Here is a 13,047-nt window from a genome sequence, read left to right on the forward strand (position 1 = left end):
CTATGGCGAATTCCCCTGATCCCAGCAACTCCAGCCCGGCTTCCGAAGCTCCGAAGCGCGGCCTTTTCTCCCGTAAGCCCAAGGAAGCAAAGGCCAAGAAGCCGAGCCGGCTGAAGCAGATCGGCGCGAGGTCTTCGCCCACAACGTCGAAACCGTGCCCCGGATCTTCAAGCGGATCCGCCCGGCGTTCCGCTACGAGCGCTCCCTGGACGTCATCACCCAGGGCCGCAAGCTCGGCATGGTCACCAAGTCCAACCTGATCCTCGGCATGGGCGAGACCCGCGAGGAAATCTCCGAGGCGCTGCGGGACCTGCACGAGGCCGGCTGCGACCTGATCACCATCACCCAGTACCTGCGCCCCTCCGAACGGCACCTGCCGGTGGACCGCTGGGTCAAGCCGCAGGAATTCGTCGACCTGCAAAATGAGGCGGACGAGATCGGCTTCCTCGGCGTCATGTCCGGGCCCCTGGTGCGTTCCTCCTACCGCGCCGGCCGGCTCTGGGCCACCGCGATGCGCAAGAAGGGCTGGGAAATCCCGGCCGAACTCGCGCACATCGAAAGCTCCGGAAGCACCCGCCAGGAAGCCAGCTCGCTGCTCGCGGCACATTCCTGAACCCTGCTCTGACACCCTTCCACTTAAGGGCCGGCACCGGATGACTCCGGTGCCGGCCCTTGGCCGTCCATCACGTAGAATTAAGGAACTATGGCGAATTCCCCTGATCCCAGCAACTCCAGCCCGGCTTCCGAAGCTCCGAAGCGCGGCCTTTTCTCCCGTAAGCCCAAGGAAGCAAAGGCCAAGAAGCCGAGCCGGCTGAAGCAGATCGGCGAGGTCTTCCAGATGACCCGCCGCCACGATCCCATGGTTCCGTGGCTCATGTTGCTGGCGTTCCTGGGTGTTGTTGCCCTCAGCCTGCTGGTCGGTTTCCTGCTCGACAACTGGATCACCGGCCTGATCATCGGCATCGCCCTGGGCGCCCTTGCGGCCACGCTGATCCTGTCCCGCCGTGCCGAGCGCGCCGCGTTCGCGCAGATCGAGAACCAGCCCGGCGCGTCAGGTGCCGCGCTGGGCACGCTCAAGCGCGGCTGGATCACCGAGGACCAGCCCGTCGCCGTGAACCCCCGCACGCAGGATGCCGTCTTCCGCGCCATCGGCCGTCCCGGCGTCGTGCTCGTCAGCGAAGGCCCCAGCAACCGGGTCAAGCCGCTGGTCGACGCCGAGCGCAAGCGCCTTGCGCGCATCCTCCCCAACGTCACCATCCACGTGATCGAAAGCGGCCGCGGCGAGGGCCAAGTGCCGCTCAGCCAGATCGCCAGGAAGATGAACAAGCTCAAGGGCGAACTGACCAAGACCGAGGTCAGCGCCGTGTCGAAGCGCATTTCCTCGCTTGGCGGCCGCCTGCCCATCCCGAAGGGCATCGATCCCTACAAGGCCCGTCCCACCCGCGGACGCTAGTCGGGCGGCAGTAACGCACCGCATGATGGAATTGCCCGCAGTATAGAATCGCCCCGGTTCACGGCCGCCTCAGGCCGCCAGCCGGGGCGTTTCTCTTACTGCCCGACGTCGGCCCGCCCGGCGCCGGGCCAGCGGACCCGGGACAACGGACGCGGGACAACGGACGCGGGGTGCAGGACAAAGCGACACCGGACACCGCGAAAACGGACGCAAGAACTCAGGAGATACGCATGAAACTTCCCTCGACCGCCACGATGATCCGCATCTTCCGGGGGCTGGCGATCGCCGAAGCGTTCAGCTGGGCCGCGCTGTTGCTCGGCATGGTGCTCAAATGGATCACCCGGACGACGGAACTCGGCGTGGAGATTGCCGGTCCGATCCACGGGGCCTTCTTCATCGGCTACGCGATTGCGGCACTGAGCCTGTGGGCAATGCTGCGCTGGCCGTTCCGGATTGCCTTGCTCTCAGGGCTCTCCGCCGTCTTCCCCTTCGCGACGGTGTGGTTTGAGCGCTGGGCCGGCCGCCACGGATACCTGACGGAACGGTCGGGAGAGGCTGCGCCGACGCCGGCCCAGGAGACGGCGGGGGTCTAGTCCGCCGAGGACCTCGGGTTTCTGTGCGCCCCGGCACCATCGCTGTGCCCATCTGACGCACATGGCCGCTATGCGGGGCGGGTAGCGGCCATTCGTGGCAAACGGACGGGGGCCGCCGCCAAACGGGGCGGTTAGCGGCCGTTCGTGGCAACCGGACGGGGGGCCGCCGCCAAACGGGGAGGTCAGCGGCCATTCGTGGCAAACGGACGAAGGCCCGGCGAGCCCTGACAACATCGCTGTGCCCATCTGACGCACATGGCCGCTATGCGGGGAGGTCAGCGGCCATTTGCGGCAAACGCACGAGAGCCCGCCGCGCCTGGTTGCCTGGCACCGCCGTCGCGCATCCGGCCGCGGATTGCTACATCCGGACGAGCACCGTATTCATGGCCTTGTCGTGGAGGCCGCGCTGGTCCGGGTCGAAGATGACGGCAGGGATAACGAGGCACAGCAGCAGAGTGCGCACCAGGGCCGCGAGCGGACCCGCCGGGCCGCCGCCCAGCCGGACCACGTGGATTCCCACGATCCGGTGGCCGATGCCGTAGCCGAGGGTGCCGATCAGCAGGATCTGCTCGATGGCAAACACGGCAAGCGTGGCCCAGGAGTCGCCGCCGAAGGCGAAATTGCTGATCAACATCGCGATGCCCCAGTCAATGCAGATCGCCAGGATGCGCCGGCCGGCGCGGGCAATCGACCCTGCCCCGGACTCGGGCAACCCGAGCCGCTCCCCCGGGTACCTGGAGATGCCGGATGTGTCCGGCCCGGTGAGCCATGAACCGATGTCTTTGCGATCAACCACCCTCCAAGCTTATCGGCTCTGGCCTGTCCATAGTGTGGGAGGTAGGGTGTCACATTGTGGACCAGATAGGCCACAGTGTGGACTGGCGACTAGCGTTTACGTGTCAGGACATTCTGTAACCTCCCCGAAACAATGCGGACACTGCGGGGAAATCCCTTGTCCTTAGGGTGGTAACAGTTGCTAGCGACTGCGAAGCGGGGAAGCTTTTTTGCCTTCTCCGCTGTTGGACTGCGCTGGACAAATGTGCCTGACGGCCAGATCTTTCATATGCGTAAGGAGCATAGATGTTCAAGACTGCGGACGAAGTCCTCAAGTTCATCAAGGACGAAGACATCAAATTCGTCGATATCCGCTTCACCGATCTCCCGGGCGTTCAGCAGCACTTCAACGTGCCTGCCAAGAGCGTTGACGCCGACTTCTTCGTCAACGGCCAGCTTTTCGACGGATCTTCGATCCGCGGCTTCCAGGGCATCGCCGAGTCTGACATGCAGCTCATCCCGGACGTCACGACGGCGTTCATCGACACGTTCCGCATGGAGAAGACCCTTGCACTGAACTTCTCGATCGTGAACCCGCGTACCGGTGACCCGTACCACCGCGATCCCCGCGGCGTGGCCGAGAAGGCGGAGGCCTACCTGGCTTCGACCGGCATTGCCGACACCGCTTTCTTCGCTCCCGAGGCCGAGTTCTTCGTCTTCGACAACGTCCAGTACCAGTCTTCCCCGCAGGGCAGCTTCTACAAGATCGACTCCGAGGAAGCACACTGGAACTCGGGCCGTGAGGAAGAGGGCGGAAACCTCGGCTACAAGACCCCGGTCAAGGGCGGATACTTCCCGGTCTCCCCCACCGACAAGCAGGCCGACCTGCGCGACGCTATGTGCGTTGCCCTGGACGAGGCCGGCCTTGAGGTCGAGCGCAGCCACCACGAAGTCGGCTCCGCCGGCCAGGCTGAAATCAACTACAAGTTCACCACCCTGACCCACGCGGCTGATGACCTGCAGAAGTTCAAGTACGTCATCAAGAACACCGCCGATGCCTGGGGCAAGTCCGTGACCTTCATGCCGAAGCCTGTCTTCGGTGACAACGGCTCGGGCATGCACTGCCACCAGTCGCTGTGGACCGGCGGCGAGCCGCTGTTCTACGACGAGAAGGGCTACGCCGGCCTGTCCGACACCGCCCGCTGGTACATCGGTGGCCTGCTGAAGCACTCCTCCGCTGTCCTGGCCTTCACCAACCCGACGGTGAACTCCTACCGCCGCCTGGTCAAGGGTTTCGAAGCCCCGGTCAACATGGTTTACTCGCAGGGCAACCGCTCCGCCGGTATCCGTATCCCGATCACGGGGTCCAATCCGAAGGCCAAGCGCATCGAGTTCCGCGCGCCGGACCCCTCCTCCAACCCGTACCTGGCGTTCGCTGCCCAGCTGATGGCCGGCATCGACGGCATCCGTAACCGGATCGAACCCCCGGCTCCGATCGACAAGGACCTCTACGAGCTCCCGGCCGAAGAAGCCAAGGACATCCCCAAGGCTCCGGGCACCCTCGAGGAGGCCCTGGATGCACTGGCCGAGGACAACGAGTTCCTGCAGGCCGGCGGCGTCTTCACCCAGGACCTGATCGACACCTGGATCGAGTACAAGTACGAGAACGAGATCCGTCCGCTTTCGCTGCGCCCGAACCCGTACGAGTTCGAGCTCTACTACGGCGTCTAGTCCCAAGGGGCCACGCACCGCACAGCGCCAGGAGAGTCCGTCCGGTCTGCCACACATGGCAGCCCGGACGGGCTCTTTTGCTTGCCCGGAAATATCCGTCATAAGTCGGTCTTGATTCATCGATAGAGCGCCATCCTTCTTGTAGCATTTCCCTTTGTCCCTTCCCGGTCACGCGAAGGGCACTATTTTGGGGGAAAATTTGAAAAGCACTCTGTCGCGTGCGGCTTCAGCCGTCGGCGCCGCTATTATCTTGTCCACTATCGGCTTCGCCGGCCCGGCCCAGGCGGCCGTCGCCTGCTGGGACTCCGCAACCGGGCATAGGTGCCGGGACTTCGGCGAGGGTGCCACGGGCCGCACCATGGTCCGGGCGTTGGAGCGCCCGACCTTCACTGGCATCCTCAAGGCAGGACAGACACTCACGTCGTATCCCGGCGAATGGGAACGGGCGCAAACGCTGAAGTATCAGTGGCTGCGCGACGGGGTCAACATCCCCGGCGCCCAGGGCAAAACTTACGAGATCACGGCGCCCGACGACGGCCGGTCCCTAACGCTGCGCGTGACTGGGTCCGCCCCTGGGCTCAAGGATGGGGTGGAGACTACCCTGCCGTCCCCGAAGGTCAGTGCAACCAACACCGCAGCGTATACGGCCCGGCCAGCCATCATCATTACCGGCGAGGCTCCATCTGTGTCGGGTTGGACGAGGGTCGGATTCTCGTTGGACGTCGACGATTTGGGCACCTGGTCCACCGACGTTGTGGCGTTGCAGTGGCAAGCCGATGGGGTGGACATCGAGGGAGCCACCACCGACAGCTACAAGATCAGGACTGCCGACCTGGGCAAAGTGGTTACCCTCAAGGTGACCGGCGGCGGCCCAAGCCAAGGCAGCGTATCGAAGTCAAACACGTCCACGGTCGTTACCCGCGGGTATATCGAGCCCACAGATGAAATGTGGCTTTCTGGCGGCTCCACGGTCGGCGATACTCTCAGTGTGGAGGGCAGCGGCGGCTGGTATGCCGACGGTGAGCCGATTTCCCTCCTCTATCAGTGGGAGCGGGACGGCCAGCCGATCACCGGGGCCACCGCACCCACCTACACTGTCGTGGCCGCGGACCAGGGCCATCGGATCCGGGCCCAGGTTACCGCAACGGCTCAGGGACACGGGCCGAATACCCAATCGTCGCTATACGTCGACATCGTTGAGGGCGGCGAGATCGACGGCGACACGGGCGGAAACGGCGAGATCGACGGCGACACGGGCGGAAACGGCGAGATCGACGGCGACACGGGCGGAAACGGCGAGATCGACGGCGACACGGGCGGAAGCGGCGAGGTCGACGGCGACACGGGAGGAAACGGCGAGGTCGGCGGCGATCAGCCCGCTCCCGGCCCGGCCCCCGCAGAACAGGCCCCCGCAGAACACGCCCCCGCCCCAGCCGGACAAGCTCCCGCCGGACAAGCTCCCGCTCCGGCGCGGCCCGGGAAACAGACCATCCGTCAGGTCAAGGCAGTCCAGCCAACAACCCGGATTGCCCCCGCAAACACCGTCGTTCCTGCGCGTGCCAGCGTTGGTTTCGTCCAGCCGCAGGCAGCCTTGCAAACTGAGTCGCACGTCGCCGATGCTGCCGGCCCGGTCAAGGCAGCGGCCCCGGCCGACGACGCGTCCGCGAAGCCGGCACCGGTTGCCACGGCCAGCCCGGCAGCGCCATCCACGCCCCGACCTCCCGTTGCCACGGCGCAAGTGGCCGGTACCGACCGCTCAAACCCGCTGCCGCTATTTTTCTCGATCGCCGGTGTGCTGATCGTTGCGGGCCTGGTCTGGGTGATCCGACCGCTGCGTGCCTCGGTGATCCGATTCGTGGGCCGAAAGGGAAGTTAGGACCCGCGAGTTACCTCGGGCATCCGGCCGCGGCCTGGGGCCGGCCTTCTGGTTCAGCGCTTTCCAGCACCTCAGCGCTTTCCGTACTTCTTGTGCACGGCCTGCTTGCTGACGCCAAGGCACACCGCAATGGCCTCCCACGACAGTCCGGCCTGCCGGGCACGCAGCACCACTTCGGTTTCCGTGCGCGCCAGTTCTTTGTGGAGTTCCGCCACGGCGTAGAGCGCCTCGGCCGGCCCTTTGCCGTCCATGGAACCTATCAATGTCTGCACGAAGCACCTCCGGCGTCAACGTTAGTTGACACCGGGAGAGGCGTCAACCCTCGTTGACGGCGAGAAGCCGGCGCAATTCCCCTACGGGATCGGGGATCTCCGGTCCGTGGGAAAAGAGCATCCTGTCCGGCTCCAGCAAACTCAGTTTTAGAAGCGACTCTTCGGCCCGCGCAGAGTCCGCTGTAAACTGCTCCGGCGCCCGTCTCATCACACCTCCGGCTGTCCCCACAGCGTCCCCTACGAACAGCATTCCGTCGTCATGCAGCAAGCTGATATGTCCTGCGGTATGGCCAGGCGTCTGCACGATCTGGACATCGCGGACCCTGTCACGTTCCACGAGCGGGCGCAGCGGCACCGCGGAAGGAATCTGGGAAACGTCCGCCACGCCCGCCCAGATCGCTGCCAACGGGCTCCGTTCCACTACTTCGCCGAGGCCGCCGACATGGTCCGGATGCCAATGGGTGAGGACGACGTCGGTGATGTCACTCCATGCTGCTCCGACACGGTCCAAGGCCGCCGCAATCGCATGCTCGCTGCCCTTGAGGCCCGTATCGATTAACAGCAATCCCCCGGTGTGCGGCACAAGGAAACAGCGTACGTCCATCGTCAACTCAACGGGCCCTGCCAGCCCGGCGGGGATGTGGAGCTCCTGGATGACCGGTTCTACCTGCATCTGTGAGTGACCCATCATGCACCTTTCCAGCGGCTGGTCTTGGTTCAATACTGCGGCACGCATCGTCCCAGTCAAGATGCGCTTTCGGTCAGAATGCCCGGTACATGATGCGTTGCGGTCCGGCGTCGCCGCCTTCGTAGCGGCCGCGGTCCTCGAATCCGGCCCTGCGGTATGCGGCTTGGCCGCCGGGGTTCAGTTCGTTGACGGAGAGTACTACGCCGGCCTGGCCGCTGCCGAGGTCCGCCGTCAGTTTGGCGGCCTCCCGCACGGCGGCCTCCGCGGCGAGGGTGCCGAGGCCCTTGCCCTGCTGCCGCCGGTCGATCAGGAAGCCGCGCAGGAGCCAGGCCGTGTGGTCCTCTGGCCAGCCCGCGAGGGTCGCCGCCCCAGCCTGGAGCGTCAGGACTCCCACGGCGGCCCCGTTCTCATCCACGGCGAACGGGTGCCGGGACTCTTCCTCGAGCCCGATCAGCATCATCCGCAGCGGGTCCCCCACGAACTTCTGCTGCCCTGCGCCGAGCTCCAGCAGCGCGATCTCCCCAAGCTTGATGGCCCGGGCGTCGTCGTCGAGATTCTTCAAAGGCAGCAGCCATACATGTCCAGACATGTAGACAGCGTACCCGCGCCGGCGGCGCCCGCCCCTAGCGGAAAGGGGCTACAGCGCAGCGTCTTTGGGCGGTCCGGCCGGATCCATCCAGAAGACTTCCCAGAGGTGCCCGTCCGGGTCCTGGAAGCTGTGCGTGTACATAAAGCCGTAGTCCTGGGCCTCCTCCGATGCCGTGCCCCCGGAGGTCAGGGCGGTGCGGATGACCTCGTCCACGGCTTCGCGGCTCTCCAGCGAGAAGGACATGATCACCTCGGCGGTGCCGGCCGTAGCGGCGACGGACTTCGAGGTGAAGGTCTTGAAGTAGGACTCGACGAGCAGCATCACGTACGCGCCGTCGTTGACGATCATGCAGGTGGCGTTCTCATCGGTGAAGTCGGGGTTGAAGGAAAATCCCAGCGCCGTGAAGAATTCAACGGTCTTATCCAGATTCCGGACGGGAAGGTTCACAAAAAGTTGCCTGGCCATTGGCCCAAGGTAGCACCGCCCGCAGCATGTGTCAGTAGGCCCTGTCAGCAGCCGGCAGGCCGCCGCCGGGCGCTATTGGCCGTAGAAGACCCGCTCGAAGACCGCCCGGGCGCGCCGGCTCAACCGCAGGTAGTCCTCCTCCAGCGCCGCGGCGTTGCCTTGTCCGTAGCCGCACCAGCGGGCCACCGCCTCAAGGTCGCGGCGGGACGAGGGCAGCAGGTCCGAGGGCCGGCCGGTCCAGATGACGTTGGCCGAACGGATCCGGCTCGCCAGCCGCCAGGCCCGGAGGAGGATGACGGTGTCCCCCGCGTCCATCAGGTCCAGGGCCGCGGCCGCCTCGAGCGCGTCCACCGTGGACGTGGTCCGCAGCTCCGGATGCCGGCCGGCGTGCCGGAGCTGGAGCAGCTGGGCCAGCCACTCGACGTCACTCAACCCGCCCCGGCCAAGCTTCAGGTGACGGGCGGGATCGGCGCCGCGCGGCAGGCGCTCCGCCTCGACCCTGGCCTTGACCCGCCGCACCTCCCGGACGTCCTGGTCAGACAAAGACCCGGGGTACCGGATGTTGTCGATCAGCGCCACGAAATCCTCGGCCAGGGCGTCGTCGCCGGCCATGGGGCGCGCCCGCAGCAGCGCCTGGGACTCCCAGACCAGGGACCACCGGCGGTAGTACTCGGCATAGGACTCCAGAGACCGCACCATGGGTCCGCTCTTGCCCTCGGGGCGCAGGTCCGCGTCCACCGCGAGTACCCGCTCGGCCAGGATCGCCGGTCTGAGCGGCTGGGTCAGCAGGCTGGAGAGCTTGCCCACGATCTGCAGGGCCTGAGCCTGTGCCTCCTCTTCCGGCACGCCGGGGAGTCCGCGGTGAACGTACATGACGTCGGCGTCCGAGCCGTAGCCGATCTCCCGGCCGCCCTGACGGCCCATCGCAACCACCAGCACGTGGGTCTTCAGCGGTTCCCCGGCGGTGATGATTGTCTCCGCCACGCGCAGGGCCCCCAGCACGGCGGCCCGGTCCGTGTCAGCGAGGGCTTCCCCCACCTGGTCCTGGTCCAGCAGCCCGGCGCTGTCCGCGATGGCGACCCGGAGGATTTCCCGGCGCCGGATCAGCCGGATCAGCCGCATGGCGCTCTCCGGGTCCGCGTGCCGGGACATCTTCGAGGTGATTTCAAGCCATTGGGATTCGAAGCTGAGCGGCACCAGTTCCTTGTCCGTGCCCAGCCACGCCACTGATTCGGGCGAAACCTCCAGCAGGTCCGCGATCAGCCGGGAGTTGGCGAGCACGTGGCAGAGCCGCTCGGCCGCGGCCGTCGAATCCCGGAGCATGCCCAGGTACCAGTGCGTTGTGCCGAGGGCCTCGCTGACCCGCCGGAAGGCGAGCAGCCCGGCGTCGGGATCCACGCCGTCGGCGAGCCAGTCCAGCAGGATGGGCAGGAGCTGGCGCTGGAGTGCCGCGCGCCGGCTCACGCCGGCGGTGAGGGCCTCGATGTGCCGCATGGCGCCGGGGGGATCGAGGTAACCGAGGGCGGCGAGGCGGCCCTGGGCGGCTTCCGGGGTCAGGCGTGCCTCTTCGCTGCTCAGGGTGGCGACGGTATTGAGCAGGGGGCGGTAGAAGATTCGTTCGTGGAGTTCCCGCACGGAGCGCTTGGTTTTTCGCCATGCGGCGACCAGAGCGTCCGGCTTGGGCCGCTCGGCGGAGAACGGTCCCAGGACCGCCTTGGCGAGGGAACGCAAAGACGCTTCGTTCACCGGCATGAGGTGCGTCCGGCGCAGCTGGAACAGCTGGATCCGGTGTTCGAGCAGCCGCAGGTAGCGGTAGTCGCGGTCGAACTCCGCGGCGTCGGAACGGCCGATATACCCGCCGGCGGAGAGCGCGGCGATGGCCGACGTGGTGTCCCGGCAGCGCAAGGATTCATCCGACTTGCCGTGCACGAGCTGCAGCAGCTGGACGGTGAATTCGACGTCGCGCAGCCCGCCGCGGCCCAGCTTGATCTGCCGCTGCTCCTCATCGGCCGGAATATGCTCGGTGACGCGGCGGCGCATGGCGCGGACGGATTCGACAAAGCCCTCCCGGCCGGCCGAAGACCAGATCAGGGGCGTCAGGGCTGCCTCGTAGCGGGCCCCCAGGACGGTGTCGCCGGCGATGGTCCGGGCCTTCAGGAGGGCCTGGAATTCCCAGCTCTCGGCCCAGCGCGCGTAATAGCTCTCGTGCGAGGCGAGGGTCCGGACCAGCGGCCCCGACTTGCCCTCGGGCCGGAGGTTCGCATCGACTTCCCACAGCCCGGGTTCGCGGCTCGTGGACATGATCGCGCGCGAGATCCCGGAGGCGAGGACGGTGCCGATGGTCGTGGCCCGGGTCTCCTCCAGCGCGCCGGACTCGATCACGTAGATGACGTCGACGTCGGAAATGTAGTTCAGTTCGCGGGCACCGCACTTGCCCATGCCGATCACGGCGAGGCCGACGTCGGCCACCTCCGCGGCGTCGAACTTCTCCGCCGCCTCGGCCCGGGACACGGCGAGGGCCGCCTCGAGCGCAGCCCCGGCGAGATCCGCCAGTTCCGCACCCGCGGCCGGCATGAAGTCCAGCGGATCGGCCGCGCACAGGTCCTTGATGGCGAGCTCCACGAGCCCGCGCCGGTAGGCGGTGCGCAGGGCCGCGTAGGCTTCCTGACCGCTGAGGGCCGCCACCGGCCGGGCAGACTTGGGATCGGCCCGCACCGACTGCAGCAGGCGCGTCCGCAGGGCCACGGCGTCCGCGGGCATCGGTTCCGGACTGACCCGGACGTCGAAGGCATCGAGGTGTTCGGGGTGGCGGATGAGGAACTCGCCCAGCGCCTCGGAGGCCCCCAGGACCCGGTACAGCGGTTCGCTGCTTTCCGGGTCTGCGACGGCAAGCTTGCGCAGTTCCGGGTGCTTCTCGATCAGCCGGACCAGGGACTGCAGGGCCGTGTCCGGGTTGGCCGCCAGCTGCAGCCCCGCGAACAGGGCATCCTGGTCGAGTCCCTCCAGTTCCCGGGCCGCCAGGAACCGCTCGCCCTTGTCGAGATCACTGAAGCCGGCGGCAATGAGGCGTCGTGCCAGGCTCATCGGGGCAACCTACAGAATGCCGAGATTGCGCTGCAGTTCGTAGGGCGTCACCTGAAGGCGGTAGTCCTGCCATTCTGCACGCTTGTTGCGCAGGAAGTGCTCGAACACCTGCTCGCCGAGGATCTGCGGCATGAGCTCGGAATCCTCCATGGTCCGGATGGCGTCGTGCAGGCTGGCCGGCAGCGGGTCGTGTCCCATGGCGCGGCGTTCCGCCGAGCTCAGCGACCAGATGTCGTCCTCCGCCGCCGCGGGGAGCTGGTAGCCCTCCTCGATGCCCTTGAGGCCGGCACCGAGCAGCACGGCGTAGGCCAGGTAGGGGTTAGCGGCGGAGTCGATGCCACGGTATTCGATCCGCGCGGACTGGCCCTTGCCGGGCTTGTACAGCGGGACGCGGACCAGGGCGGAGCGGTTGTTGTGGCCCCAGCTCAGGTAGCTCGGTGCCTCTCCCCCGCCCCAGAGCCGCTTGTAGGAGTTGACGAACTGGTTGGTCACGGCCGTGAATTCGGGGGCGTGCTTGAGGATGCCGGCGATGAACTGGCGCGCCGTCTCGGAAAGCTGGAACTCGGAACCGGCCTCGTAGAAGGCGTTGGTGTCCCCTTCGAAGAGGGAAAAGTGGGTGTGCATGCCGGAACCCGGGTGGGCGGTGAAGGGCTTGGGCATGAAGGTGGCATAGGTGCCCTGCTGCAGCGCGACTTCCTTGATGACCGTGCGGAACGTCATGATGTTATCCGCGGTCTGCAGGGCGTCGGCGTAGCGCAGGTCGATTTCGTTCTGGCCCGGGCCTGCCTCGTGGTGGCTGAATTCCACCGAGATGCCCACCGATTCGAGCATGGTCACGGCGGTCCGGCGGAAGTCCTGGGCCACGCCGCCCGGGACGTGGTCGAAGTAGCCGCCCTCGTCCACGGGGATGGGTGATCCGTCCGGGCCCGGCTCCTGGGACTTGAGCAGGTAGAACTCGATCTCGGGGTGGGTGTAGCAGGTGAAGCCCATGTCCGCGGCCTTGGCCAGGGTGCGCTTGAGGACGTTGCGCGGGTCCGCGGCGGAAGGTTCGCCGTCGGGCGTCAGGATGTCGCAGAACATCCGCGATGTGGCCTCGGTCTCGCCGCGCCACGGCAGGATCTGGAACGTGGCCGGATCCGGCTGGGCCAGCATGTCGGATTCGAAGACGCGGGCCAGGCCTTCGATCGAGGAACCGTCGAATCCGAGTCCTTCCTCGAAGGCGCCTTCCACCTCGGCCGGGGCCAGGGCCACGGACTTGAGCGATCCCACGACGTCGGTGAACCACAGGCGCACAAACCGCACGTCGCGCTCTTCGATCGTCCGCAGGACAAACTCTTGCTGGCGGTCCATACTGGCCTCTTTCCGGTTCTTCCATCCGCCCCGGGCCCGGCATACATGGGCCCCGCGGCTGCTCACGGTTCACTTTACTAAGCATTGCCACCGATTGCTGAAGCCGGACCCCCGCGTAACACACCGTTAACACAAAGCCGGACGAATTCGCGGCGGGAGGGGGCATTGCGCC

The 13,047-nt window shown here is 66.6% G+C and carries 11 protein-coding genes and 2 pseudogenes; 6 read left to right on the top strand and 7 right to left on the bottom strand.

The genetic code is table 11. From position 1 onward, the window contains the following. Positions 1-2 precede the first annotated feature (2 nt). The 4 genes and pseudogenes from AC1D1A_RS19365 to AC1D1A_RS19380 form a co-directional block, all read left to right on the top strand. Positions 3-125: pseudogene (locus tag AC1D1A_RS19365) on the top strand (DUF4191 domain-containing protein); the annotation flags it as partial. Between the two features lie 2 nt (positions 126-127). Then, positions 128-613: pseudogene (locus AC1D1A_RS19370) on the top strand (lipoyl synthase); the annotation flags it as partial. Between the two features lie 90 nt (positions 614-703). Continuing rightward, positions 704-1,453, top strand: a complete 750-nt coding sequence (locus tag AC1D1A_RS19375) for a DUF4191 domain-containing protein (RefSeq protein WP_243179470.1) — start codon at positions 704-706, stop codon at positions 1,451-1,453. A 230-nt stretch (positions 1,454-1,683) separates the two neighbouring features. Further along, positions 1,684-2,046: a DUF3817 domain-containing protein gene (locus AC1D1A_RS19380; RefSeq protein ID WP_476857752.1), complete on the top strand. Its 363-nt coding sequence runs from the start codon at positions 1,684-1,686 to the stop codon at positions 2,044-2,046. Between the two features lie 358 nt (positions 2,047-2,404). Here AC1D1A_RS19380 and AC1D1A_RS19385 read toward each other — a convergent pair whose 3' ends face one another. Then, positions 2,405-2,842, bottom strand: coding sequence for an RDD family protein (locus AC1D1A_RS19385; RefSeq protein ID WP_476870588.1), 438 nt, complete (start codon positions 2,840-2,842; stop codon positions 2,405-2,407). A gap of 284 nt (positions 2,843-3,126) precedes the next feature. Between AC1D1A_RS19385 and glnA (AC1D1A_RS19390) the strand changes: the two genes are divergently transcribed. Both glnA (AC1D1A_RS19390) and AC1D1A_RS19395 read left to right on the top strand, forming a co-directional pair. After that, positions 3,127-4,551 (top strand): type I glutamate--ammonia ligase, encoded by a 1,425-nt coding sequence (glnA, locus tag AC1D1A_RS19390; RefSeq protein ID WP_018772378.1) that lies wholly within the window; start codon positions 3,127-3,129, stop codon positions 4,549-4,551. A 250-nt stretch (positions 4,552-4,801) separates the two neighbouring features. After that, positions 4,802-6,427, top strand: a complete 1,626-nt coding sequence (locus AC1D1A_RS19395; protein WP_476948480.1) for a hypothetical protein — start codon at positions 4,802-4,804, stop codon at positions 6,425-6,427. Between the two features lie 71 nt (positions 6,428-6,498). On the opposite strand, the gene AC1D1A_RS19400 is transcribed toward AC1D1A_RS19395, so the two are convergent. From AC1D1A_RS19400 to glnA (AC1D1A_RS19425), 6 genes are all read right to left on the bottom strand, one after another. Beyond that, complete coding sequence (locus AC1D1A_RS19400) at positions 6,499-6,699, bottom strand: transcriptional regulator (RefSeq protein ID WP_079553982.1); 201 nt, start codon at positions 6,697-6,699, stop codon at positions 6,499-6,501. A gap of 43 nt (positions 6,700-6,742) precedes the next feature. Beyond that, positions 6,743-7,435 (bottom strand): MBL fold metallo-hydrolase, encoded by a 693-nt coding sequence (locus AC1D1A_RS19405; protein ID WP_476948481.1) that lies wholly within the window; start codon positions 7,433-7,435, stop codon positions 6,743-6,745. Between the two features lie 25 nt (positions 7,436-7,460). After that, positions 7,461-7,976 carry a GNAT family N-acetyltransferase gene (locus AC1D1A_RS19410; protein ID WP_476859841.1) on the bottom strand — a complete coding sequence of 172 codons (516 nt, stop codon included), beginning with the start codon at positions 7,974-7,976 and terminating at the stop codon, positions 7,461-7,463. A 48-nt stretch (positions 7,977-8,024) separates the two neighbouring features. Continuing rightward, complete coding sequence (locus tag AC1D1A_RS19415) at positions 8,025-8,441, bottom strand: VOC family protein (RefSeq protein WP_026266248.1); 417 nt, start codon at positions 8,439-8,441, stop codon at positions 8,025-8,027. Between the two features lie 72 nt (positions 8,442-8,513). Continuing rightward, entirely contained in the window at positions 8,514-11,525 is a 3,012-nt protein-coding gene (locus tag AC1D1A_RS19420) for a bifunctional [glutamine synthetase] adenylyltransferase/[glutamine synthetase]-adenylyl-L-tyrosine phosphorylase (RefSeq protein WP_476948482.1), read from the bottom strand. Between the two features lie 9 nt (positions 11,526-11,534). Next, entirely contained in the window at positions 11,535-12,875 is a 1,341-nt protein-coding gene (gene glnA / locus AC1D1A_RS19425) for a type I glutamate--ammonia ligase (protein ID WP_028275859.1), read from the bottom strand. Positions 12,876-13,047: the final 172 nt, after the last annotated feature.

It is taken from the genome of Arthrobacter sp. P1_B9 (genome assembly GCF_056406495.1).